At 64.1% G+C, this 23,437-nt stretch carries 33 protein-coding genes and 1 tRNA gene; 15 read left to right on the top strand and 19 right to left on the bottom strand.

The annotated features are described in order from the left end of the window. Position 1 precedes the first annotated feature (1 nt). From H9529_RS16075 to H9529_RS21355, 18 genes are all read right to left on the bottom strand, one after another. Positions 2 to 469 (bottom strand): HK97 gp10 family phage protein, encoded by a 468-nt coding sequence (locus H9529_RS16075; RefSeq protein ID WP_092886893.1) that lies wholly within the window; start codon positions 467 to 469, stop codon positions 2 to 4. Beyond that, positions 466 to 822 carry a phage head closure protein gene (locus H9529_RS16070; protein ID WP_092886891.1) on the bottom strand — a complete coding sequence of 119 codons (357 nt, stop codon included), beginning with the start codon at positions 820 to 822 and terminating at the stop codon, positions 466 to 468. The genes H9529_RS16075 and H9529_RS16070 overlap by 4 nt, the downstream gene beginning before the upstream one ends. Further along, a complete protein-coding gene (locus H9529_RS16065) occupies positions 819 to 1,340 on the bottom strand; it encodes a head-tail connector protein (RefSeq protein WP_143033484.1) in 522 nt (173 codons plus the stop codon). Before H9529_RS16065 ends, H9529_RS16070 begins: the two co-directional genes overlap by 4 nt. Continuing rightward, the gene (locus H9529_RS16060; RefSeq protein ID WP_143033483.1) at positions 1,337 to 1,723 is read right to left on the bottom strand and encodes a hypothetical protein; all 387 of its coding nucleotides are present in this window, start codon (positions 1,721 to 1,723) and stop codon (positions 1,337 to 1,339) included. The genes H9529_RS16065 and H9529_RS16060 overlap by 4 nt, the downstream gene beginning before the upstream one ends. Before the next feature lie 47 nt (positions 1,724 to 1,770). Continuing rightward, entirely contained in the window at positions 1,771 to 3,078 is a 1,308-nt protein-coding gene (locus H9529_RS16055) for a phage major capsid protein (protein ID WP_092886885.1), read from the bottom strand. A gap of 12 nt (positions 3,079 to 3,090) precedes the next feature. Beyond that, positions 3,091 to 3,933 (bottom strand): head maturation protease, ClpP-related, encoded by an 843-nt coding sequence (locus H9529_RS16050; RefSeq protein ID WP_092886883.1) that lies wholly within the window; start codon positions 3,931 to 3,933, stop codon positions 3,091 to 3,093. Further along, the gene (locus H9529_RS16045; protein WP_223814216.1) at positions 3,930 to 5,174 is read right to left on the bottom strand and encodes a phage portal protein; all 1,245 of its coding nucleotides are present in this window, start codon (positions 5,172 to 5,174) and stop codon (positions 3,930 to 3,932) included. Before H9529_RS16045 ends, H9529_RS16050 begins: the two co-directional genes overlap by 4 nt. Positions 5,175 to 5,182: 8 nt before the next feature. Next, positions 5,183 to 6,895, bottom strand: a complete 1,713-nt coding sequence (locus H9529_RS16040; RefSeq protein WP_092886879.1) for a terminase large subunit domain-containing protein — start codon at positions 6,893 to 6,895, stop codon at positions 5,183 to 5,185. Beyond that, a complete protein-coding gene (locus tag H9529_RS16035) occupies positions 6,882 to 7,370 on the bottom strand; it encodes a hypothetical protein (protein ID WP_092886877.1) in 489 nt (162 codons plus the stop codon). The genes H9529_RS16040 and H9529_RS16035 overlap by 14 nt, the downstream gene beginning before the upstream one ends. 59 nt (positions 7,371 to 7,429) lie before the next feature. Beyond that, positions 7,430 to 7,804 (bottom strand): HNH endonuclease, encoded by a 375-nt coding sequence (locus H9529_RS16030; protein WP_223814215.1) that lies wholly within the window; start codon positions 7,802 to 7,804, stop codon positions 7,430 to 7,432. A gap of 92 nt (positions 7,805 to 7,896) precedes the next feature. After that, entirely contained in the window at positions 7,897 to 8,562 is a 666-nt protein-coding gene (locus tag H9529_RS16025; RefSeq protein WP_092886873.1) for a hypothetical protein, read from the bottom strand. Then, the gene (locus H9529_RS16020) at positions 8,562 to 9,188 is read right to left on the bottom strand and encodes a hypothetical protein (protein WP_092886871.1); all 627 of its coding nucleotides are present in this window, start codon (positions 9,186 to 9,188) and stop codon (positions 8,562 to 8,564) included. The genes H9529_RS16025 and H9529_RS16020 overlap by 1 nt, the downstream gene beginning before the upstream one ends. A gap of 204 nt (positions 9,189 to 9,392) precedes the next feature. Next, a complete protein-coding gene (locus H9529_RS16015; protein WP_092886869.1) occupies positions 9,393 to 10,019 on the bottom strand; it encodes a hypothetical protein in 627 nt (208 codons plus the stop codon). A 30-nt stretch (positions 10,020 to 10,049) separates the two neighbouring features. Continuing rightward, on the bottom strand, positions 10,050 to 10,808 hold the full coding sequence (locus H9529_RS16010; protein ID WP_092886867.1) for a hypothetical protein: 759 nt from the start codon (positions 10,806 to 10,808) through the stop codon (positions 10,050 to 10,052). Then, the gene (locus tag H9529_RS16005) at positions 10,795 to 11,322 is read right to left on the bottom strand and encodes a DUF1937 family protein (RefSeq protein ID WP_092886865.1); all 528 of its coding nucleotides are present in this window, start codon (positions 11,320 to 11,322) and stop codon (positions 10,795 to 10,797) included. Before H9529_RS16005 ends, H9529_RS16010 begins: the two co-directional genes overlap by 14 nt. Before the next feature lie 277 nt (positions 11,323 to 11,599). Beyond that, positions 11,600 to 11,800: a hypothetical protein gene (locus H9529_RS16000; protein WP_092886863.1), complete on the bottom strand. Its 201-nt coding sequence runs from the start codon at positions 11,798 to 11,800 to the stop codon at positions 11,600 to 11,602. Next, a complete protein-coding gene (locus tag H9529_RS15995; protein WP_092886861.1) occupies positions 11,800 to 12,174 on the bottom strand; it encodes a hypothetical protein in 375 nt (124 codons plus the stop codon). Before H9529_RS15995 ends, H9529_RS16000 begins: the two co-directional genes overlap by 1 nt. Further along, positions 12,171 to 12,374, bottom strand: coding sequence for a helix-turn-helix transcriptional regulator (locus H9529_RS21355; RefSeq protein ID WP_092886859.1), 204 nt, complete (start codon positions 12,372 to 12,374; stop codon positions 12,171 to 12,173). The genes H9529_RS15995 and H9529_RS21355 overlap by 4 nt, the downstream gene beginning before the upstream one ends. Positions 12,375 to 12,469: 95 nt before the next feature. Between H9529_RS21355 and H9529_RS15985 the strand changes: the two genes are divergently transcribed. From H9529_RS15985 to H9529_RS15930, 12 genes are all read left to right on the top strand, one after another. Further along, a complete protein-coding gene (locus tag H9529_RS15985; RefSeq protein ID WP_176846972.1) occupies positions 12,470 to 12,784 on the top strand; it encodes a helix-turn-helix domain-containing protein in 315 nt (104 codons plus the stop codon). A gap of 403 nt (positions 12,785 to 13,187) precedes the next feature. Next, the gene (locus H9529_RS15980) at positions 13,188 to 13,451 is read left to right on the top strand and encodes a hypothetical protein (RefSeq protein ID WP_092886855.1); all 264 of its coding nucleotides are present in this window, start codon (positions 13,188 to 13,190) and stop codon (positions 13,449 to 13,451) included. A 222-nt stretch (positions 13,452 to 13,673) separates the two neighbouring features. Then, the gene (locus H9529_RS15975) at positions 13,674 to 13,823 is read left to right on the top strand and encodes a hypothetical protein (RefSeq protein ID WP_176846970.1); all 150 of its coding nucleotides are present in this window, start codon (positions 13,674 to 13,676) and stop codon (positions 13,821 to 13,823) included. Next, on the top strand, positions 13,820 to 14,122 hold the full coding sequence (locus H9529_RS15970) for a hypothetical protein (RefSeq protein WP_223814214.1): 303 nt from the start codon (positions 13,820 to 13,822) through the stop codon (positions 14,120 to 14,122). The genes H9529_RS15975 and H9529_RS15970 overlap by 4 nt, the downstream gene beginning before the upstream one ends. 12 nt (positions 14,123 to 14,134) lie before the next feature. Further along, positions 14,135 to 14,425 carry a DUF2312 domain-containing protein gene (locus tag H9529_RS15965; RefSeq protein WP_223814213.1) on the top strand — a complete coding sequence of 97 codons (291 nt, stop codon included), beginning with the start codon at positions 14,135 to 14,137 and terminating at the stop codon, positions 14,423 to 14,425. 129 nt (positions 14,426 to 14,554) lie between these two features. Beyond that, positions 14,555 to 14,797, top strand: coding sequence for a hypothetical protein (locus H9529_RS15960; RefSeq protein WP_143033481.1), 243 nt, complete (start codon positions 14,555 to 14,557; stop codon positions 14,795 to 14,797). A gap of 58 nt (positions 14,798 to 14,855) precedes the next feature. Beyond that, positions 14,856 to 15,560 (top strand): hypothetical protein, encoded by a 705-nt coding sequence (locus H9529_RS15955; RefSeq protein ID WP_092886853.1) that lies wholly within the window; start codon positions 14,856 to 14,858, stop codon positions 15,558 to 15,560. Next, positions 15,553 to 15,846, top strand: coding sequence for a hypothetical protein (locus H9529_RS15950; protein ID WP_092886851.1), 294 nt, complete (start codon positions 15,553 to 15,555; stop codon positions 15,844 to 15,846). Before H9529_RS15955 ends, H9529_RS15950 begins: the two co-directional genes overlap by 8 nt. After that, positions 15,843 to 16,013, top strand: coding sequence for a hypothetical protein (locus H9529_RS15945; protein ID WP_176846968.1), 171 nt, complete (start codon positions 15,843 to 15,845; stop codon positions 16,011 to 16,013). Before H9529_RS15950 ends, H9529_RS15945 begins: the two co-directional genes overlap by 4 nt. Next, positions 16,010 to 17,017 (top strand): tyrosine-type recombinase/integrase, encoded by a 1,008-nt coding sequence (locus H9529_RS15940; RefSeq protein ID WP_092886849.1) that lies wholly within the window; start codon positions 16,010 to 16,012, stop codon positions 17,015 to 17,017. The genes H9529_RS15945 and H9529_RS15940 overlap by 4 nt, the downstream gene beginning before the upstream one ends. Before the next feature lie 69 nt (positions 17,018 to 17,086). Continuing rightward, a tRNA-Leu gene (locus H9529_RS15935) sits at positions 17,087 to 17,172 on the top strand. A 182-nt stretch (positions 17,173 to 17,354) separates the two neighbouring features. Next, a complete protein-coding gene (locus H9529_RS15930) occupies positions 17,355 to 18,614 on the top strand; it encodes an MFS transporter (protein WP_092887120.1) in 1,260 nt (419 codons plus the stop codon). Here H9529_RS15930 and H9529_RS15925 read toward each other — a convergent pair. Next, positions 18,603 to 20,297 carry a cation:proton antiporter gene (locus tag H9529_RS15925; RefSeq protein WP_092886847.1) on the bottom strand — a complete coding sequence of 565 codons (1,695 nt, stop codon included), beginning with the start codon at positions 20,295 to 20,297 and terminating at the stop codon, positions 18,603 to 18,605. The two genes, H9529_RS15930 and H9529_RS15925, sit on opposite strands and share 12 nt — an antisense overlap. Before the next feature lie 471 nt (positions 20,298 to 20,768). Here H9529_RS15925 and H9529_RS15920 point away from each other — a divergent pair, with 471 nt between their 5' ends. Genes H9529_RS15920 through ilvN form a run of 3 tightly spaced genes read left to right on the top strand, consistent with a single transcriptional unit; the run spans position 20,769 to position 23,380 of the window. Beyond that, on the top strand, positions 20,769 to 22,523 hold the full coding sequence (locus H9529_RS15920; RefSeq protein ID WP_092886845.1) for an acetolactate synthase 3 large subunit: 1,755 nt from the start codon (positions 20,769 to 20,771) through the stop codon (positions 22,521 to 22,523). After that, complete coding sequence (locus H9529_RS15915; protein WP_092886843.1) at positions 22,520 to 22,810, top strand: hypothetical protein; 291 nt, start codon at positions 22,520 to 22,522, stop codon at positions 22,808 to 22,810. Before H9529_RS15920 ends, H9529_RS15915 begins: the two co-directional genes overlap by 4 nt. Positions 22,811 to 22,819: 9 nt before the next feature. Further along, complete coding sequence (gene ilvN, locus H9529_RS15910; RefSeq protein WP_092886841.1) at positions 22,820 to 23,380, top strand: acetolactate synthase small subunit; 561 nt, start codon at positions 22,820 to 22,822, stop codon at positions 23,378 to 23,380. The last annotated feature ends 57 nt before the right edge of the window (positions 23,381 to 23,437 follow it).

The following is a 23,437-nucleotide window of genomic DNA, read 5'->3' as shown; positions in this document are numbered from 1 at the left end:
TTCAGCCTCTCGCCGCCTGTCGCGCGGCCCGGCGCTCTGCGCGCGCCAATGTCTTCTGAATATCCGCCCACAGCTCGGCCTTCAGCCGGTCCAGCATCGCCTTGTGATCCTGATCCCAGGCGGGCCGCATGTAGGGTTGCGCCAGGTGGTTGCGGTTGCCGAACTCCTGGTTCCAGGCAGCGGGGTCAGGCCCCGGCCCCATGAACATCTCGACCGCCGCCTTGTCGTTTCGGAACATCTTGCGGTGCTGGCCCTTCTGACGCTTGGTCAGCTTCGTGCTGACGGTGATCGAGGGGGCAAGCTCGCCATCCACGCCGCGCGGGGCCAGGCCGCGCGCGATCTCGGCCATCGGCTGCAGGGCCTTCTTGCTGGCGCGGCGCAGGCTGGCCTTCTGGGTGGTGGCCTTTCCCAGCCGCTGCAATTCCCGGTCGAGATCCGCGAACCCCTCCAGCTTCATCGAGGCACTCACTGGTCGTTCCTTGCGCTGGCCGTCAATTCGATCCACTGGCGGCGCGTGCCGGGCGGCTCCTTGATCCCATGGATATTGTACGTCAGCCCGTCGAAGGCGATCCGGTCCTTCGGCGTGATGCCTGCGGTGAAGGGGCTGTAGCGCACCTTGAAGCGGGTCGTGATCTGCGCCCCCACCTCGCCCGCGCGCCAGCGTTCGCCATCGGATATGTCGGCCTTTTCTGCCCAGACCGGGGTGCCGTGGTTGTCGGCCTCCGGCTGGGCAGCGTTCCACTCCAACCGGGTGCCGAAACCATCCGAGACCATCGTCCCCCGGCGGAACTGAATGCGCCGATTGAGGCGACCCGCACTCATACCCGAAACCACCGCAGCGCGGAGATCAGCGCATTCGCAGCCATGGGCAGCTCGTTGACGCTCATCCCGACGACGACCGATTCCCGGTTCTCGTACCAGTTGCCGACAATCAGCTTGATCAGAACCTCGGCCGCTGGGCGGCGCGCATCGGGCAGAGCATATTGCGCCGTGATCGTGATGTCTTGGCCAGCGGACGCATCTTGCACCTCGACCGAGACACCAAGGGCACCGTTGCGCTGCACCGAAGACAAGGCACCACCTTCTGCCGTCACCGCAACGTCCGACGCATCGGGGAACGGCAGCAGGTGCGGCCCGGGGCCGGTCACATCGATCGCCCAGGTCTGCGGCAGGATGCAGCGGCCAAGCGCACCGCCCCAGCCATCGAGCATGGCAACAGCGCCCGCCTGCAGCGCCTCGATCTGCGCGTTGTCGGTGTATCCATCCACGCGCAGATGCGCCTTCAGGGCGGCAAGGTCGACCGGCATCGTAGCCGGGGGCACGACAAGATACGGCGTCATTTATCGGATTGCCCCGCATCTTGCGCGGCGGCCTGCGCCTCGAGTTCCGCAACCCGCGCCGCCAGCGCCTCGGCCTGGGCCTTCGCCTCTGCAGCCTCAGCCTCGGCCTGCGCCTGCGCGTCTTGCGCAGCCTTGATCGCCGCCTTGTCGGACACCGGCTTTGACGGCTGCGCCGATGCGACCGCCAGCTTTTCAGCAGCGACCTTCTCGGCCTCCAGCTGCTTGGCCGTCACATCCTCGGCAAAGCCCGCGGCCTTCATGGCGTTGGCCAGCTTGACCAGCGCGGGATCCTTCCCCGCGTCATACGCGACACCCATGCGCAGCGTGCCATGCTCGCTGGTCTGGGTCCGCAACATCCGAAACAACATATCAATCCCTCTCATGAAGGCTCCGGAGGCTTGCACCCCCGGAGCGATTATCCCGGCGCCGATCAGCCGAAGGTGAAGTTGCCGGTGACCAGCGAGGGCGGGCGCTTCACCGCCAGCGCGACGCGCTTGGTCCCCTTCATGGTCAGCATGCCCTCGACGAAGTTGTCGGCATGCTCGCTGGAGATGCGCAGGGTGTTTTCCTGACGATCGTAAAGCGTGGCGGCCATGCGCATCGCACCGACCAGCCATTCATTCGCCGTCATGCTGTTGGATTCCACCACCGGCAGCCGCCACAGGGCGGGTTGACCGGGATTGGCGGGCACACCGAACAGGTAGCGGTTTTCGCCGTCCTTCAGGAGTTCGATCGCCGCCCAGTCCGTGGGGTTCATCACGATCCCGTCGGCGGCATAATCGTTCAGCGTCACCTGCAAGATCGCCAGGCGCAGCCGGTCGATCCGCTGCGCATTCGGCAGGCCTGACGCGGCGGCAAACGCCGTCGCATTGGTGATCAGGCCCGACAGGTTCTGCCCCACACCGCTGCCCGTCAAGATCTGCTGTTCCTCGACCAGGTCGAGACCATAGGCCAGCTCGCCGTTGATCTCGCCCTCCAGCATCGCCGCATCCGACAGCGCCTCTTCAGTCACATGGGTGACATGCGAGACCTTGCGCAGAAAGGTCTCCGCCTTGGTCCAGCCATAGGTGGAGGCAGGCGACGCGGCACCCTCGGCCGTTGGTGCTGCCGCATTGGTGCGCAAGGTCTGGCGGGTGTATTCAACCGAGCCGGTCTGCCCCGTCGGCACCACGTTGAGGAGGCTGCGGATCAAGAGCGTGCGCCGCGCAATCCGGACGGGATCTTGTTCGCGGTCCGACCAGATCAGCCCGCCAGCGGAACCGCCCACCGTGGTGATCTGCGCCTTGATCGCGGCCTCGAATGCCCCCGGACGGCCCGCCGCGACATAGGCCTTGAGTTCATCACCCTGCGCGATCTCGCGCCCGGCGCTGACACTCCCGGCACCATTGCGCCCACCGCCCTGCGCCGCCAGCTGCTCGACATCCAGCGTCCGGCTTTCCAGCGCTTCCATCTTGCCTTCCAGCTTCGACTGGGCAGCGCTTGCCGCATTGAACTTCGGCAACAGCTCATCGATCGACGCCTTCAGCTCGGCGCTCAGCGTGCCCGCCTTCTGCGCCTCCTTCAGGGCCGCTTCGGCCTTGGGGAACAGGTCATCGCGCGTCTGGGTCGCGACCGCCTTGATCTCCGCCAGCATCTTGGCGGTATCGCCGGTGACATCGGCACGCGGTGCCACCATCACTGCGCGCGGCGCAGCCGCCATCATCGCCGCCAGCGCGGCGGTGCTCTTCATCATCTTCATTTGGGTATTCCCTTACTTGGGTTGAAACAAACCGCGAATGCCTTGCAGCTCTGCGGCAAATTCGGCGGCCTCTGGCGCGCCGGTCGGGGCAGCGCCACGCTTGCCCCCGGATTTCAAGTCGGCCATCAGGGCGCGCGCGTCATCGCGCGACACGCCCGCCCGCCGGGCCAGGATGTCCATGCGCCGCTCCGCCCGCAGGCCCGAGGCCTGGGTATCATCGGGCGAGACCGTCACCTCGTCGCGCGACAGCAGCGTATCAGCCAGCCCCTTGTCCAACGCCTGCTGCCCGTTGAGATAGGTCTCAGCGTCCATCATCGCCGCGATATCGGTCTGCGACAGACCGCTGCGCGCGGCATAGACACCCGCCATGGCCTCATCGAACGGCTCGAGCCAGGCCGCGACGTCGCGCATGTCGTGGCGGTTGCCGCCCGCGATGACCCACGCGTTGTGGATCATCAAGAAACCCGCGCGCGAGATCTGGATATCGTCGCCCGCCATGGCAATCACCGATGCCGCACTGGCCGCGATGCCCACCACCTTGACCGTGATGCGCGCCTTGTGCTCGCGCAAGATGTTGTAGATCGCCAGACCCTCGAACATATCGCCACCGGGGCTGTTGATCACCACGCTGACCGGCTGTTCCCCGATGCGGCGCAAGGCGGCGCTGATCCGCTTCGCGGTCACGCCCTCGTCCCAGAAATCATGGCCGATCACATCGAGGATCGTGATCGTCGCATCATCGACCTGGCTGGCGCGCACATCGGGCGACCAGCGCATCAACGCCGATTGGCTGACATCGGACCGCACGGCGGGACGCGCACCGATGTCCACTTGCGGCAGGTTCCGGATCGTCATTCTCTTTGCCCTCCAAGGTCTCTCAACGGCGCCAGCGCCACCTGCGCCAACAGTGCATCTGCATTCGGATCGCTGTTGCGCGGAAGGTTCAGACGGGCGCGCCGCTCATTGGCGGTCATCGTGCCCGATGCACCCATCTTCACCATGAAGTCGCCCTTGCGCACGCTGTCCATCTGCAGCATCGCCTCGCGGTTGAACTCCATGTACCAGCTGCGCCGCCGCGCAGGCGGGATCAGTTCCTTTCGCACCCGGCTCTCGATCCGCTTCAGGAGCGGGTTGATGCCCAGGGTCAGCCACGACAGCATGATGGCCTCGACCCCGCTGCCCCACATCGTCTGGCCCTCAGACGCATGGCCGATGATGATCGGGGGCGTGCCAAACCAGCGGCAGATATCCTCGGTCGAATAGCGCCGGGTTTCGAGCAACTGCGCGTCCTCCGGCGACATCGTCACGCTCTTGTAGGTCGTGTTCGGCGGAAGCATCAGGACTTTGCCCGCCTTGCGCGACCCCGTGAACTTCTCGATCAGCGCCTTGATCCCGCCAAGCTGCTCGGGATTGGGGGCGCTTGCACTGTTGCCTTCGTATTGAATTACGCCGCCGGGCTGCATGGCATTGGCAAAGAACGTCGCGCTGGTCTCATCCGCCGCGAGAGCATGCCCGAAGCTGTGAACCCCGTGCCGCACCACAGACAGGCCCAGCCCGCCGCCGACGCTGAAGCCCGGGATGTTGAACACCTTCTCGGGCGGCAGGTACTCCACCTGCCCGCGATCCGTGAACGACCAGCGATCGAGCTTGCCCTGCCGCAACTCCGGGGTGGCATTCATCAAGGGACGCAGCGACACCACCCGATTGCCGATCCTTGACACCTCCGACGGCCCGTTCCCCCGGATCAGCATCTGCGCCACGATGCCTTCCCAGAACTCCAGCGCCGTCTGGTCGAGGTTGGGCTGCTGGGTCAGCACTTCCGAGAGTGAATCCTCCACCTGCACCCGGCCATCATCGGGGCGCTTCTCGTAGATCGCGGCGGGCAGCGACGACACCAGCTGCGCCGTGCGCATCGTGCAGGCCCACACGCTCGACAGCTGCATGATCGTCTCGGGCGATACCCGCGTGCCGGACATGGATTTCAGGCCAATCCCCGACAAGCCATGCCTGCTGGTATCGGCGCCCGACACATGCTCCCAGCCCGATTGCCCCGTGCGCAGCTCCGACCGGATGCCGCTGATGGCGCCGCGCAACATGCGCCCGATCATGCGACCAGCACCGCCGCCTTGAGATAGGCATCATAATCCACCGGCTTGAACGCCACCGGGTTGCGCCCCATCAGTTCCGCCGCATTGAACGTCGCAATCAGCGGATCGATCTTGGCCGTGCCCTGTTGCACCTTCTCGATCGTCACCATGCTGCCGACCCTTGTTGCCTTGGCATTTCCAACCACCCAATCCATCATCGCCGCACCCGCGTGGCTGACCTGTTTCGCCTGCAGCTTCAGTTCCATGTTCCAGATCGGGCCGCGCAGCCCGCCGCCCTGGCGGATCCCCACAAGCAACGGCCCCTCGATGCCAAGATCGGCCAGTGCTTCCAGCACCGGCGCAACCTGTCCGTGGTCGAGGCCCACCCCGGCCTCCTCGGGCAGCAACCCGCTTTGCATGACCTGCTGCACCAGTTCCGCCAGTTCGGCGTGCCCCTGCCCGGGCCGATCGCAGATCACCAGATCGCCCTCGCGCTCAAAATCGCGCAGGTTTTCGGCGATGTCCTTGCGCCGCTGCAAGACGATCGGGGCGGCCCATGCCCTCGTCCAGATCAGCCACTGGCGCGTCTGCGCATGACGTCCGATCACCGCAGCCCCCAGAAGGTCATCGAGGCCACCGCCATCGATGCCGATCGTGACCACGTCGCAAACCCGCAAGATGTAATCCAAGGTCACCTGCTCATCCGCGCAGGCCTCCCAATATTGCGCACCAATCCAGGTCTCGCCCGACAGGCCAAGACCGATCTGGATGTTCAGATGCTGGCTGACCCAGATCTGTTCCGCCTCGGGCGTGATCTTGCCGTTGTTCTCATAATCATCCAGCAAACGCTGGTTGTTGATCGACCGGCCCAGATTGGGCAGCACCAGCGGCCAGTTCTTGGCATTGCGCCAGAACTTCTGATCCTTCTGCAGTGCGGTCGGAAACTCATAGAGCACCGGCAGCATGATCGGGCTGCGCCCCGCCTTGCCGTCCCGGATATCGCGGGCCTTGTCCAACTCGGTCTTCCACACGCCGGTCGGCGCCTGGTCGGATTGCGTGGTGATGAACAGCACCTGCCCACCTTGCGGCGTGATCCCACCGCCCCGGATCTGCTGCATCACCCGCGCCGCCCCGTTGACGCGACCCAGTTCGTGCAGCTCATCGATGATCGTCAGCAGCGGGATTTCCCCGGTCAGGATCTTGCTGCCGAAGGTCTTCACCGACAGCGTGGTCTTGGTCTTGTAGCGCGTGATCTCTTTCTCGCTCTCCTGAACCTTGAAGATCGCCGCGAGCTTTTCGTTGAGGCGGATCATGCCGACCGCCTGCTCAAAGCAGCGCTCGGAAATGTTCTGCGACGGCCCGATCAGCAGCATCTGGCCGTTGGGCGTTTCCTCCATGTAGAGCGCGGTCAGCGCCAGCCCGGCCACATAGGTGGACTTCGAGTTCTTCTTGGGAACCATGCACAGCAATTCCCAGACCAGCCGTTCCTTGGTCTCGGGATCCTCACTGGCGAGAAACACCATCAAGATATCGAGGAACCATTCCCCGCAGGCTTCCTCCATCGTCGGATTGCCCGGAACGTCGGGCAGTTGCAGCCGCTTGAAGAACGCCAGCGCCTTCGCCGCGCGCGCCTCATTGACCGGCACATCGGCCATGGGCGTGTGCCCCGCGTGGATGCGATCCCACCAGTCAGGGCAGGCAAAGCGGGGCAGCGGCTCAGTGGCGAGCATTGCGACCTGCGGAGCGTTCGGCTTCCATATCCAGTTCCGCCATCAACTCTGCGTCGGCATCGCGCGCCTTGGCCGCATCGATCTGCTTCTTGCCCAGGGCAGGTTCCTTCTTCTTGCGATCCGCCGCGAGGCTGCGCTCGATCTCCATGCGATCGTTGCGCTCGATCATTTCCGCCAAAAGACGCTGGGCACCCACCACACCGTCGAGCGCCTTCTCGGTCACGACCATCAACCGCTCGGCGTCCAGCCGGTCGCGCATCTCATCGCGAAACTTCAGCTCGGCTCTAAAATGCCGCTTCAGCGTCGCAAGCGAGCATTCCACCGCATGGGCCACGCGGTCGTTGGACCAGCCCATCGCCAGCAACAGCTTGACTTTATTACGATTTCTTTCCGTGACCTCAAAGGACGGGCGACCTCGAGCGCCCTTACCAGGTCGGACAGGGTTCCCGAACATGTCAAATTCATGCTCAGCCAATAAAAAAAACCTCCGAATGAGGATGCACACCGGTCTGGAGGCGCGAGGGTTCGGGACTTTTAGCCCCCCCTCCCCCTGCCCATCACCGCCGACCCATAGACCAAAAGTTCAAGCGCCTGCTTCGGCCCGTCGTGGCACGCCTTACACAGGCATTGCAGGTTATCGAGATCCCACTTGCGCGACGGCTCGACCCGGACCGGCACCCGGTGATCGGCCACCAGCTTCGAGGTGTCGGCCAATGTCACGCCGCAGCCCGGCCACTGGCATGTGAACAGGTCACGTTCCAGAACCGTCATCCGCAGACGCTGCCAGCGTGCGGTCTTCTTGAACCGGGTTTCTTCATCGACAGGATCATACCGGACGGACCCGCGCGCCATCGGCACCGACAGCGAAAGCGTCGGGATCTGCGGTTTGACTTGCTTCAGCCGACCCACCGCATACCCCCAAACGCAAAACGCCCGGCAGGGGGTACCCTCCGGACGCAATTGTTCTGTTGGCTTCATGTAAAGGGGGGCACATGTTTAAGTCAACATCTTTTTTGCCATGGCGCGCGCGGAGGCATGGCGTCAGTGACCAACCAGCGGTCCAGACTTGCGCGCGAGAGCTGATCGCGAACCGCCCGCACAGCCCGCCACCATGCGCTGTAGCGCGCCCGCGCCGCCTCGATCTGGTGCGCCGTCGGCGTGATCATCACATCGCAGCACAACACGTCACGCTTGATGGTGCCACGCTTGCGGCTGAACTCCTCGACCGCGCCGCACACCCGCGTTGCCGCATACATCCCGTGTTGGTTCTGACGCCATTCGCGCGGCACCACACGCGGCCGGGCATCGCGCATCCAGTCCGGCACCGCCCGTGCCCGCGCCAGTTCGGCAATCGTCACCGCCATGCCGCGCCCGCCGTGGATCACCGGCAGCCCGGCCACGATGGACGCCACGATGTCGGCATCGTCATGCGGCAGTGACCGGCCCCCGCCGTCGATCGTGCAGCCGACCATCGCGCGCTGCATCAGCAGGTACTCATTGCCGACACCCACGCGCCCTGCCCCCGATGTCGCCGCCATCTCATCAAACTCCAGCTGCGCATACTCCACCGCGAACGCCCATTCCAGGAGCGCCACCACGCCCACCTCGACCTGCCCCGCCGGGCGCACCCGCGCCGCATCCTCAAACCGCATCGCCAACGCACCCATTATGCTGCATCCCCTGTTGATTGCCCCTCACTTGGTGATTGACCGTCACCTGTCGCCCGGCGCGTGGCCCCGTCGCGCACGATCCGCCGCGCCTCGGCCTCATCGCGCTGCCACGCCACCAGCCACGCACGATCCTCATCCGAGGCCGATCCCGCCGCGACCCGCTCGCGGATCAGCGTCAGCTGCCGACTGTCGTGGCCCGCCTCTTCGCGCATCAGCCGCATGTCGTAGGGCATCGGCGGGCGACCGGCGCGGCGCAAGAAGCGATAGAGCGGCACCAGCCAGCCCCCGGCCTCGGCCTGCGGTCCCTCCACACTGGCCAGCCAGGACGACACGATGCGCGGCTGCTCGAATGGCGGGCGCTGCAACGCATGCGCGGCATTGCGCACGATCACCTCGGACGGCCACTGATTGCGCAGCGGACCCGCCGCCATGTCCATAACCCCCTCGGCCAGCGTCATCAGGTTCTCGGGGTCCATATACGCCAGCGCGCCCACCAGCCGCCCCTGCATCGCCGCCAGCTGGTCCGCCGTCATCCCCTTCGGGCGCGACAGCCCCGCATCCGTCAGCCGCCCGATCAGGTGCTGGCGCACGGCAGCCTTGCCACCTGTTTCCACCGTCTGCATCGTGTCACCTCCTGTTCTCAGCAATCCAAGTTATCCACAGGCCCAACGTCCGCCGTTTGGTCCCTTGGTCATTTCATTTCTTTTCGTGTCATGTCTTGTAGCCACGGAGAGAAATGAGCCCGCAAAAGACCGGCTTTGCGCCGGGTTTCCTCCAATTCAGTCCGTTTCAGTCCGATTCAGTCCGTCGGACTAAAGTGGACCAAATTACAGTACCGGGTCAGTCACGCCGGTTTGCATCTGCTCGACAGCCCGCCGAACCACCAAAGCGGTGCGGTTCCGCCCCAACGGCAGATGCTCCAGAAGGTACTGGTCCAGTTGCACCAGGAAGCCCTGATCCTCGGACATTGCCTTGGTGCAGCCCGCGCGCAGCACCTGCCCGGGCAGATCCTCCAACCGCTTGCGTTCACGGTCGGTCTCAGCCCGCTGGGCGTTGCGCAGCTTGTACTTCAGCGCCTCTTGGACCACTTCCAGCACGACCGGGTGATAGAGGCGGATTGATCCATCATCGCAAACACACTGCTTCCAGCCGTAGAGCGGGCCAACCGGGCGCGCCATCAGGCGGCGCCACACGTCCAGCGTCACATTCGCCGCATCGGCCTGAAGGTCTTCTTCAACCGGCAGCGTGCCCACCGGCGTTTCCTTCTGCGATGCGCCCAGCAAGTCGAGGAACACGCCCTTGACCTCAAGATCGGCGCGAATGCGGAATGTGGATCGATCCCAGCGCACATAATCGAACGCAACCCAGCTATGACCTGACAATCGCAGCGCGCAGGGTATGGGGTATTCGAAGATCCCCGATGCGCCCGCAACAAGGCTCAGTGTGGCAGCCATGGCACCCCCGCCCCATATCTCGTTGCAACGTCACTCATGGGCGGCGACCTCGGCCCGCAGCGCCTCGATGCGCGCGGCCTGATCCGAGCGCGTGGCGCCATCGAGGTAGAGGCTGCGCCAGCGCGCCGACAGCACCGCATCGGGAATGTCCATCGCCACCGCCAGATCGACAAGGTGGACGCCGTTAAAGACGGCGTCGCAAAGCTCGAGGTCGAGGGCGGGCGTCCAGGTCACCGGATCGTCGCCCGCTTTGGGCTTTGCGACGATCACTGCGGTGGATTTCGCCGCCGGGCCGACGGATGCCTTTGCCCGCCGTTCCTGCAACGCTTTGAGTTTCTTGTAGGTGCCCGGCCCCGGCCGGTTCAGCCTGGTGGCGATCTGCCCGCCCGTCTTGCCCCGGTCCAGCATCCGCAGAGCCGTCCGTTCTTCATCTGCCGTCCAAGGCCCGGTGGCATAGGCCGGTGGCGTGGCATCGCGGGCTTCCGCGCCATGTGCGGGGCGTGTTTGCGGCGCGGGTTCTGGCGCGACCTCGGACGGTGGTTCCGGCAGTGCGGCCACATCAGGCGGCGCGCAAACGTCGGGCATCCCGGGCGGCATCAGCGCCCCCAGATCCAGCCCGATCCGGATCGCCGCGCTCCCGTCATAGGTCACATCCGGCTCAAACCCGGCGTCGCGCGCCGCGACGTCAAACCGGCGCAGCGCTTCCAGCACCGCAGCCCGCGCCTGCACCCGGCGCTGCAACGCAATCTCCTGCGCCTCAATCCGGTCGATCACCTCACTGCCCATCATCACCCTCCAATCCACCGGCATAGACAAACACCGGCATGTTCCGATCCAGCGCCCAGACGACTTCGCGCCAGACACCGACAGATTTCGACCAGCCGGGAATGGCCGGGACAATCACCGACCGGCTGGCCCACAAAAGCGGGCGACACCAATCAGCCCAGAACGCCTCATCCAAGGGATCGGGTAAGCCCGCGCCCGCCCCGATCCCGGGCCGCGTGGCGCAGATTTCGACCGCCTGCACGATCGGCGAGATCGCGGTGACCCCCGCCAGCGCCAGACGCCGCGCATGCAGACCGGCGCGCGCCGAGGCATCGAAAGCGGCGGTCGCGCAATAGGTGCCGCCCGGGCCACGCACCAGCTTTGTGAACGGTGTCGCCAGGTACTGGATGCCTGCGGGCGCATGCCGCGCCACCCGCCCAACCCCGGCACCAAGATGCAGCAAGGGCGACACCCGGTGCCGCGATCCGGCGGCAAACAGCATCGGCCACACGGGGTAGTCGGGCGAAAGCGCAGTCATGGTGCCACCTCCGGATTGCAGGACGCGGCGGCAAGGTTGCTTCCCGGCACACCCACCATTGGTTGATGATGCACCGCCGCGTCCACGTCTGACGCCAGCGGCGGCAGACGTTGAGGCGGCAAAAATGACCCCGACTGGTGCGCACCAGCCGGGGAAGTCGGGTGAGGGGCATCACAGCGGCCAGCCGCCCCCCATTGGCTGCTTCTCAGGCTGACCAGGCCCCACCGCTGCAATTTAGATATCGGTCGCGCGGGCCCGAATTCGTGGATCATGCGCATCAAGCATCCACCTCATCACGCCATTCGGCCCGGATCGCGCGCACATGGCGGCTGACCGCCATCGAAGACAGGCCAAGCGCCCTTGCGCATTCCGACTGCGTGCCGCACGGGTGATCGCGAAACCACTGACGCACTTCCTTGCGGTTGAGCCAGCCTATCGCCTCGCCCGGATTGCGGAACTTCCTGCCGACACTACCCATCACAGTGCCCGCCCCATGAACTGCGCGAACCCCTCGGGATCCGTATACGCGGCATAGGCGACCTTCGGGCCAACCGGGCGCGACACGCAGGCCAGCCAGTTCAGCGCACATTGATAGGTCACCCCAAAATGCGCCCCGATCGCCTGGGGCGTCCCGTGCCGGTACAACAGATACGCCCGCCAGTTGATCGCAAACGCGGCATCCATCTGGCACATCGTCAATCGACCATGCACCCGGCCCCGCGCGCCCCGGTCGTAGCCCAGATCGCGCCCGCGCCCACCGAGGGGCGCAAAGGACTTTTTCAAAGACTTTTGCGACGGCGATGCCGCAGACTGGCGCGATGAATGCACCAGCGAAAGCTTATCAGATGTCATGCTGCGTCCTCCGATTGACCCCAAGAAGAAACTGGGACAGCGCCACCAGTCGCGCGCTCAATGGTCAACGCAGTTTCGAGGCGCGGTCTCATTGCATTCCGCGCCAACCGGGAAACCGTCGCCTGCGTCAGTCCGACCCGCTTCGCGAAGTCTCCCTGCCGGATCCCTTCTCGGGAAAGATATGCGGAAAGTGTGTTCATGCCGTCATGATATACGGGACAGGTATATACCCGTCAAGCATCATTATGCCCACGCCGGATTTGTCGACGCAACACGTAAAGGGCATAATCACGACATGGAAATGATACCAAATAATGTTGGCAGATTGAGAGACCTGCGCGGGCTTAATCAGACTCAGCTCGCTGAGCTCGTGGGCACGACACAGCCTCACATCTCGCGCATCGAGCGCGGCGACCCAGGCATCCCTGTCCTTAAATTTGCGCACATCGCAAAGGCGCTAAATGTGTCGATTAGCGACCTGTTTTCGCCGGAGCGGACAAAGCAAGAGGAGATCTTGCTTGGTGCGTTTCGTCGCCTTCCAGCAGCGCGTCAGATGGGCTGGATTGATATGGCGAAAGCAATTCAGGTTGAAAAAAACGAAGCTGAGTAAGTAAAAGATCAAACTCCCGATCAGTTAAGCTTGAGATAATTTCCTTGAATTCACGTTCCAATGCAGCGCCCCTGTTCTTACTATGTTCACATTAGGGCGGGGCGGCAGATTCGGTCAAGTGTTGCGGGTAGCTGCGATAATTAACGCATTTGATCCTGTCACATGAGGTGTCCGAAACAAAAATGGGAAGTGCAAATCGCACCCCGACAGAAATCTTAGCCCTCTCACCGCCCCGCCCCACGCGGGGCTTTTTCGTGCGCACTGTTGCCCGGCACCAACTACATGATTCTGGCGCAACGCAACTCTTCAACGAACAGAATATACCCTTCACGAATTATTTTACTTGACTGGAATATACCTGACACGCATATTCATCCCATCCTCAAACCGGATGGAGACACCGATGGACCACAATCCCCTCGAACCGCTGTCGCTGGCACAAGCCCGTGACATCATCGCCCGCCCCGGCCCCGCCACCACGGACCAGCAGCGCCTGTTGGCATGGGCAATCCTGAAAACCGCGCGCGGTCAGACGTTCTACCAGCCGCGTATCCGGCGCGCCCAACTGGCACAGCGGCGCGGGCATCCCGCACCGGACAGCACCCGTGATCTCTTTGCACGCAGGCGCGGCGCAAACGCCACCAGCTGGCCGGATGACGCGGCATGACGGGCAAGCCAACGCCAGCCCCGGCCCCGATCCTTCGCCCCATCCCGCGCCCGTCTGTACCCAAGCCCGTCATCAGGCGTCCACCACGCAGCCCCACGCCTATGGCCCGCGCGCTGGCCCGTGCGGCCCGTCTGCGGATGCTGCGGCAGGCCGCACGCAATGCGCCCTGCCCAGAACAACGCGCCAACGCACGCGCCGCCCTGCTGCGCGAGGTGGCCCGCCGTGGTTGACTTCACGCACATCAACCGCCGCCAGATCCGGCGCGATCAGATCCGCCGCACCGCTCGGGCCTCGGCCCGCGCCGCGCTGATCCTCGCCAATATCGCCGCCGCCGCGGGGCTGGCCTCTTTCCTGATCGGCGGTGCGCCATGACCAGCGCCACCGCCACGCGGGCTGCGGCCCGCAACCCCCGTCCCCGCCTCGACGATCTGGCCCCTGCCATACAGGCAGGCATCCTGTGCAACGACGCGCGGTTCCAGCGCTTTGCCGCGCATAGCTGCGGCGTCGAGGAACACGACTTCACGCCTTCGGCTGCGGCGCAGTTCCTGCGCATGCACTGCGAGATCACCAGCCGCCGCGACCTGAACACCGACCCCGCAGCGACCCGCAAACTCGCCAGCCTGCGCACCGCGTTCGACGCGTGGGCCGGGCGGCTGCCCGCGCCGCGCTGACAGGAGAAACCAATGCCCAGCCCGCACATGAAACCGGACCCGGAATTTGATGCCGCACGCGACAATGCTTACAGCGTCACCGCCGCAGAACTGCGCCAGTTCATCGAGCGATGGGAGCATCTGGACGCCGAGAAGAAGGACATCGCCGCACAGCAGAAAGAGGTGATGGCCGAGGCAAAATGCCGGGGCTACAGCACCAAGGTGATCCGGATGGTGATCGCCCTGCGCAAGCGCACCGCCGACGACATCGCCGAAGAAGAGGCGGTGCTGGACATGTACAAAACCGCACTGGGCATGGCCTGACATGCCCCCCGCCACCAAACCCGCATTCACCCACCCCGTCTGCAACCTGACGCCCGAACAGGCGGCGCAGGCAGCGGCGGCGCTCATGGCGCGGCGGAGCGCTGCGCAGCACAACCAGGAGCCACGCAAATGACACGACCGACAGACGACGAACTGGAAGCAATAGCAGCGCGCGTCGATGCTTACAAAGCCGCCGCAAGAGAAGCTGATCGGATTCTTTCCGAGAAAACGAAAGAGCGCCCTATGGGCCCGGTTACTTATGACATGGGCGAACTGCCCGAAATGGAAGATCCCGATCAGTTGATCGCCGACTTGGCGATCATGCTGCGCGCCGTTCAGGGCGCCGACGACCTCGCGCGTCAATCCAACTGAGCCCGGAGCCACGCCCATGACCTACTGCAGCGTACGCCTCGCACCTTCCCGGCAGCCCATGCGCATCCTGATCGCCTGCGAATGCAGCGGCATCGTGCGTCGCGCGTTTGCGGCCCGTGGTCACGACGTCTGGTCGATCGACACCAAGCGGGCGCAGGACGGCAGCAACCGCCACATCGTCGGCGATCTGCGCGATCACCTGCACGACGGCTGGGATCTGCTGGCCGTCATGCATCCGCCCTGCACGCGCCTGACCAACAGCGGCGTGCGGTGGCTGAAAGAGCCACCGGCCAACCCGCCCGAGGCGGCGACCGGGGCAGAGCGCGCGGCCTGGCAGCAGCTCTCGCGCGACGCCCGGCTGGCCATCATGTGGCGCTTGCTGAACGAGGGCACTGCGTTCTTCTCGGACTGCTGGAACGCACCGATCCCGCGCGTGGCGGTCGAAAACCCCGTGATGCACAAGCACGCCAAAGCACGCATCCGGAACTTCAAAAAGCACAGCCAAAGCGTGCAGCCCTGGCAGTACGGGGTGGACCCAGCCGGGCCAGACAACGTGAAAAAGCGAACGTGCCTGTGGTTGCGCGGCCTGCCCAAGCTGGTGCCGACCGGAACGCTCGATGGCTCAACCGCACGGGACGAGGTCCACAAGGCCGCGCCCGGCCCCGATCGCGCCGCCCGCCGCAGCCGGTTCTTTCCGGGCCTCGCAGCGGCAATGGCGCAGCAATGGGGTGACTGGGCAATACAGGAGGCCGCACATGGCTGATGACAAGAACAAAAGCGGCGTCATGTTGACGGCACAGCAGCAGGTCAGGGTTTCACTCGCGATGCAGCGTGTCGCGAAAATGGTCGACAAGGAGTTGCACAAAGCAGCGGGCGAACCCGTACCGTTCAGCCTTTTCACATGGGGCGGAGGCCGTAGCCAATATGTCGCAAACGTCGAACGCGCTGACGCCAAAACCGTGATGCGCGAAACGCTGGCGCGCTGGGATAGGCACGAACCAGATCTGGGGCCACCACACACGGACGGCAAAGGGGAAACACGCCAATGAAAGCCCGCGCCTTAACCCAAGAGCAGATCCGCACAGCGGCCCAAATCGCGGCGCAGGAGGGCGTGACAATCGAGATTCGCGCGGGCGAACGCCTTTACACGATCCGACCGGCCCAGCAGGATCACCCGCAGGACTTGGCCCTTGATCTTCGGAGCATGAAACGGTGAAACGGACCCTGCCCACGTACTGCTATGCCAAAGGCAAGCGCGGCTACATTTACTTCATCCGGCGCGGGTGCAAGCCGATCAGGATGCATGAGCGACCGGGTACAGCCGAGTTTGCCGCTGAATATGCGCTTGCGATGAAAGGCAGGTCGCAGACTACGCCCGGGCGCACCTTCGCCGGACTTATCAAGCATTACAAAGCCAGCCACAGGTTCGCCAAACTCGCACCGCGCAGTAAGCAAGACTATGACAAGGTGCTAGAGTTTATCACGGATCGCATCGGCGACATCAATCCAGTCAAAGTACAGCGCCGACATGTCATCGCATGGCAATCCGAAAACGCGCAGACACAGCGGTTCGCGAACTACCTAGTGCAAATCATCCGCATCCTGATGGAGCGTGCGATCGATCTGGGTTGGCGTACAGATAACCCCGCCAAAGGGGTGTCATTGCTGAAACCTGAGAAGGCAGCCCCAAAGGCATGGCCGCACGATCTGGTCAAAGCATATCGCGCAGCCGCGTCGGGTCCTGCCCTACTGATATTCGAGTTGTGCTTGGGAACGGGTCAGCGCATTGGCGACGTGCTGCGCATGCGCTGGGATCACCTGGAGGCGGGCGGCATCAATGTGAGGCAGGGCAAGACCGGCAACGCGCTATGGGTGCCGCTCACAGCACCCTTGCGGGCCGCGCTAGATGCCACGCCGAAGGGCGGGCTGACCATACTCACCAATGGGCAAGGCAAGCCCCTGCCATATAAGACAGCGCAGGGCGTGGTCATGCGGGTGCGCAAGAGCATCGGTGCCGATGCCTACAGCATTCATGGCCTGCGCCACACTGCAGCGTCAGAATTGGCGACCCTTGGTTTCAGCGATGAAGACATCACCGCCCTGACTGGCCACTCCAGCGCCAGCATGGTGGCTCACTACACCGAGTCCACTCGCCAAAGATCACGCGCCGAACGCATCGGAATTGCTCGGAACGGAACGGGACCAGAACAGAAACGTTGAAACGCGCGTTGAAACGGCGCGGATCGACACTTGCGCTTTCTGTCGTAACATGCTGAAAACGCGGGAAGTGGCCGCTTGCTGGAATGGTAGACAGACCGGACTTAAAATCCGTTGCCCGTATGGGCGTGAGGGTTCGAGTCCCTCAGCGGCTACCATTCCCCCCATCTACGTCCATTGTGCCCCGATATCGGCTTGTCATGCCCGGATGCGTCTGATGCGCCCCATGGCGGTCGATTGGCCCCGGGGACAGGACGGCCCGACACCGAGGCGCGCCACCGGCGCCGGGCAGACCGCCCTGCCCGCCCGCGCCGCGCAAAGACAGAAAGAAACTGACGCCATGGGCCAGGGAATCGCTACACTTTCAGGTTTTCTGCGCGAAAACATCCGCTGGCTGCTGGCGGGATTCCTGCTGACCTTCGCCTCCAGCTTTGGCCAGACGTTCTTCATCGCGGTTTTCGCAGGCGAGATCCGGGCCGAATTCGGACTGTCGCATGGGGCATGGGGTTCGCTTTATGCGGCGGCCACGATGTCATCGGCAGCCGTGATGGTGTTCGCGGGCGGGCTGACCGACCGTTTCAGGGTGCGTCACATCGGCGTTGTGATCTTGTTCCTGATGGCATGCGCGGCGTTGACCATGTCGCAGGTCAGCGCGCTTTGGGGATTGGCGATCACGCTGTTCTTGTTGCGGCTGTTTGGTCAGGGGCTGCTGGGCCATATGGCCATGGTGGGCATGGCGCGCTGGTTCGTCGCGACACGCGGTCGCGCGGTATCCATCGCCAGCCTGGGCGTGGCGACGGGCGAAGCCTTGCTGCCCATCAGTTTCGTGCTGCTTCTGGGCGCCTTCGACTGGCGCATGCTGTGGGTGATCGGGGCCATGGCGCTGATGCTGCTGGCCCCGGTGATCTATGGCCTGCTGCAACGCGAACGCACGCCGCAATCCTTCGCGAGCGACGCGGGCACACTGGGCATGGAGGGCCGCAACTGGACGCGGCCGCAGGTGGCGCGCCACTGGCTGTTCTGGGCGATGATCCCGGCGATGATGGGCCCGGCGGCCTGGGGCACGGCATTCTTCTTTCATCAGGTGCATCTGGCCGAGGCCAAGGGATGGGCGCATCTGTCACTGGTATCGGTGTTTCCGGTCTACACGGCGACCAGCATCGTCTTCATGGTCTTTGCCGGATGGCTGGTGGACCGCTTTGGCTGCGCCACGCTGGCGCGGTTCTACCTGTTGCCCTGCGCGTTGGGCTTCGCGATTCTGGGGGTGTCCGACACCCTTTTGATCGCGTCGGCAGGGATCGTGATGATGGGCATGACCGGGGGGATGAATGCGACCATGTCCTCGACCCTGTGGGCCGAGTACTTCGGTACGCGGAATCTGGGCAGCATCCGGGCGATGGCGACGGCGATCATGGTGCTGGGCACCGGGATCGGACCGTCGGTCAGCGGATTGCTGATTGATGCGGGCCTTGATTTCGGCGAGCAATCGCTGATGATCGCCGCCTATTTCGCGGTTGCCGCCACGCTGGCGGGCATTGCCACGCACAAGGCGCGGCGCCTGCTGCCGCCGCGTGCGGCGCAGGCGGCCTCAGCGCGCTGACGGGGTGTCATCGGCCAGCCCGGCCAACTGGCGCACCGCGTAATCCGCCGCGTCATCGAACGGGCGCAAGATCATCGGTCGGCCCAGCCGCAGCAAGGCCTCGGCGTCATCCGCGTCTTGCACGGCCAGGGCGACCTGTCCCGGAAAGCCTGCGGCTTGCAGTCCGTGCAGCAAGGCCTTCTGCGGGTCGGTCTCGCTGAGTGCGCCGCGTTCGCGCGGCACCGCCGATATGACGGCGCGGACGCGGCTCAGGTCCAGGTGGGCGACGAATTCGGGATCGGTGGCATCGCCATAGGACGCGTCGCCGCCCGACTGCCGCCAGTGTTGCAGCGCCTCGGGGTCGAAATCGACACCGAGCACCGTAAAGCCCCGGTCACGCAGCCCTTGTCCGATGCGGCAGCCATAGCGGCCCAGCCCGAAGATGATGAAGTCATGCGCGCGGCGCAGGCTGGCGGAATCGGCGTCGGCCCCCTCACGGAAGGCATCGTGGCGCTCAAACACGCCGAGGAGCGGCTCGAACAATGCGAAGAGCTTGTGCGACCAGGTAATCATGTAGACCGACAGCGCGATGGTCACGAGGCCCACCAGCGTGACCAGCCCCATTGCCGCTTCGGTCACATGGCCGATGGTGATGCCCATCGCCATGAAGATCAGCGAAAACTCCGAGATCTGGGCAACGGTCAGCCCGGCCAGAAAGCCCGTGCGCTTGCGGTAGCCAAGATAGCCCATGATCGCCAGCACGATCAGCGGATTGCCGATCAGCACGAAGAGCGACAGGATGATCGCGGGCATCACCTGATCGCCCATGGTGGACAGATCCAGCCCGGCGCCAAGATTGATGAAGAAGAACAACAGCAAGAAGTCGCGCAGGCTGGTCAGGCGCGCGCCAATCGCCTCGCGGTATTGGGTCGAGGCGAGCGAGACGCCGGCCAGAAGGCCGCCCAGTTCCTTGCCAAAGCCCAAGGCATCGCCCGCCGCCGCCAGCCCCGCCGCCCAGCCCACGGCGAAGATCACCAGCAATTCGGGCGAGCCGGCAATCAGGCGCAGCAACGGATCCGCAAGGTAGCGGATGAACACCACCACGAAGCCCACCATCGCCGCCCCGCCGGCCAGGACCAGTGCGATGCCCATGATCCCGCCCGCGCCATCCTCGCCCATGCCGACGCCCAGTGCCGACAGCGTAACCATGGCCAGAATCACGAAGATGTCCTGTACGATGAGGAAACCCAGCGCAATCTTGCCGTGCAGGGCACCGATCTCTTGTTTGTCCGACAGAAGTTTCACGATGATGATGGTGGACGAAAAGGTCAGTGCCACGGCGATATAGACCGATTCCAGCGGTGCAAGGCCCAGCGCCAGACAGATCAGGAACCCGAAGACGGCGGTAAAGGTCACCTGCCCCAGCCCGGTCGCCAGCGCCACCTTGCCAAGGTTGCGCACAAGCCCGACATCCAGCTTCAGCCCCACAAGGAACAGCAAGACAGCGATGGATATCTGGCTCAGCGTCTCGATGAAATCGGTAGAGCTGACCAGATCCAGCGCATCCGGCCCGGCCAACACGCCGACCGCGATGAAAGCCACCACCAGCGGTTGCCGCGCCAGAAGGCCAACGAAGCCAAGCGCCGCGGCCATCAGGACCAGAACGGCGATTTCGTAGAAGACGGTGGCGAAATTGATGTCCATGGGAACTCCGGCATGCGGGGGCTTTGGCGACGGGTTTAGCATCTCATCGCGCGCGGTGCATGCGTCAAAAGTCGGTGCCGCCGCCGCGACCAGACGACGCGGAATGTGGCCTGCCGCGTCGCGCGCCGCGACATCTTCTTAAATTGCGCAAGATGCGGCGAAAACATACCGGAAAGCGCGCCAAGGCCGCCCCTGGCGCAACAAATGGAAAATCAATTCCCCGCGTGCGGCCATTTGGTGTGTTTTTCGCGGTTGACGCCCCCGCCGCCCCGCCATAATGTCCGCGAACGGTGCAACGGTTGCACCGCGAAAGGCACCAGATGAACAGCGTACTCGTAATTGTGGGGATTTGGCGCATGGGCCGGTAACGGACACCCTGATACGGTACCCCATGCGCCCCCGACATACCGGGGGCTTTTTTTTGGCCAAAGGGCAGGCAGTCCGGCGGCAGATGCAGGATGGAGACAGGCGATGACACGGCAGATGACCGGCGCGGAAATGGTGGTTCAGGCCCTGAAGGATCAAGGCGTCGAGGTAATCTTCGGCTATCCCGGCGGTGCGGTGCTTCCCATCTATGATGCGATTTTCCAGCAAAACGATATTCGCCACATCCTTGTTCGGCACGAACAGGGCGCGGTGCATGCCGCGGAAGGCTATGCGCGCTCTACCGGCAAGCCCGGCGTCGTGCTGGTCACATCCGGCCCCGGGGCCACCAATGCGGTGACCGGGATTGTCGATGCGCTGATGGATTCGATCCCGCTGATCGTGCTGACCGGGCAGGTTCCGACCTTCATGATCGGCACCGACGGGTTTCAAGAGGCCGATACCGTCGGCATCACCCGCCCCTGCACCAAGATGAACTGGCTGGTAAAGGATACCGACCGGCTGGCTGAAACCCTGCATCAGGCGTTCCACGTTGCCACCGCAGGCCGCCCCGGCCCGGTCCTGGTCGATATTCCGAAGGATGTGCAATTCGCCACCGGCACCTATTGCGAAAAGCCCAAGGCCAAGGTCAGCCATTACCAGCCGAAGGTGAAGGGCGATATCGACCAGATCACGCAACTGGTCGAGATGATCGAGACTGCCGAACGACCGGTATTTTATACCGGCGGCGGCGTCATCAATTCTGGCCCTGCGGCCAGCCAGTTGCTGCGCGAACTGACCGAGGCGACGGGCTTCCCGCTGACCTCAACCCTCATGGGGCTGGGCGCGTATCCGGCATCAGGCAAGTCATGGCTGGGCATGCTGGGCATGCACGGCACCTATGAGGCCAATCTGGCAATGCACGGTTGCGACCTGATGATCAACATCGGCGCGCGTTTTGACGACCGGATCACCGGGCGCATCGCCGATTTCTCGCCCAATTCGCGCAAGGCGCATATCGACATCGACCCGTCATCCCTGAACAAGGTGATTCGCACCGATGTGCCGATTGTCGGTGACATTGCCCATGTGCTGGAGGACCTGCTGCGCATCTGGAAGGCCCGCGGGCGCAAGGTCAACCGGGGTGCCGTTGCCAATTGGTGGACGCAGATCGAGACATGGCGGCAGGTCGATTGCCTGGCGTACAAGCCGTCGGGCGCCACCATCCGTCCGCAACACGCCATCGCCCGGCTGGAGGCGCTGACCAAGGGCCGTAACCGCTACATCACCACCGAAGTGGGCCAGCATCAGATGTGGGCCGCACAATATCTGGGGTTTGAGGATCCGAACCGCTGGATGACCTCCGGGGGGCTTGGCACCATGGGCTACGGCGTCCCGGCCTCGATCGGGGTACAGGTCGCACATCCCGATGCGTTGGTCATCAACGTCGCGGGCGAGGCATCGTGGCTGATGAACATGCAAGAGATGGGTACGGCCACGCAATACCGCCTGCCGGTCAAGCAGTTCATCCTCAACAACGAACGCCTTGGCATGGTGCGCCAGTGGCAAGAGTTGCTGCACGGTGAGCGCTACAGCCATTCGTGGTCCGAGGCGCTGCCCGATTTCGTGAAACTGGCCGAGGCGTTCGGCGCCAAGGGCATCCGCTGTTCCGACCCCGCAGATCTGGATGACGCGATCATGGAGATGCTGGCCTATGACGGCCCGGTGATCTTTGATTGTCTGGTGGAAAAGCACGAAAATTGCTTCCCGATGATCCCGTCGGGCAATGCCCATAACCAGATGTTGCTGGGCGAGGCAGAGACGCAGGGCGTTATCGGTGCCAAGGGCGCGGTGCTGGTGTGACGCGGACGGCGGCGGTCGCAGCGCTGGTGCTGCTGGCAAGCTGCGGGGTCGCCGCCGACCCACGCAGCACGCAGGTCGAGATCGGCCAGGACACCTTCTATGTCCTGATCGAGCAAGACCGCGCGACCGTCAGCAACTTTGCCACCGGCTTTGACAACACCCTGCGCCTGCGCGTGGGTGCCCGCGCCGCCATGGAAAGCCAGACTGACTGCACGATCAGCGATTTCTTCAAATTCGACGATGTGAACAAGTATCAGGCGCGGCTGATCTGCCCGCCAAACAGATAGGAACCTCCCATGTCCCCGCTTCAGATCAAACACGGGTCATCCAAGCATTCCGCCTATGACCTGCGCGACCCGAATGCCGAAGTGCTGGAAACCCACACACTGGCTGCCGTGGTAGATAACGAATCCGGCGTGCTCGCGCGGGTCATCGGCCTGTTCTCCGGACGCGGCTACAACATCGACAGCTTGACCGTGGCCGAGATCGACCACACCGGTCATCTGTCGCGCATCACCATCGTCACCACCGGGACGCCGCAGGTGATCGTGCAGATCAAGGCGCAGCTGGAACGCATGGTAGTGGTGCATGAGGTCCACGACCTGACCGCCGAAGGCCCCTCGGTCCAGCGCGAACTGGCGCTGTTCAAGGTGGCGGGCAAGGGCGAGCACCGGATCGAGGCGCTGCGGCTGGCCGAAATCTTCCGGGCGAATGTGGTGGATTCCACGCTGGAAAGTTTCGTGTTCGAGATGACAGGCACGCCGGAAAAGGTCGATGCCTTCGCCGAACTGATGCGTCCGCTGGGCCTGATCGAGATCGCGCGCACCGGCGTGGCAGCGGTCGCACGCGGGCGGTAACGCCCCAAAGCGTGTCGCTTGCATCTACAATGCCGCGACACGCAAAGCTTGTTGGCT

Source organism: Roseicitreum antarcticum (assembly GCF_014681765.1).
Classification (GTDB): domain Bacteria; phylum Pseudomonadota; class Alphaproteobacteria; order Rhodobacterales; family Rhodobacteraceae; genus Roseicitreum; species Roseicitreum antarcticum.
Note: the sequence above shows the minus strand (reverse complement) of the source record. Positions and strands in the feature narration are given on the sequence as shown.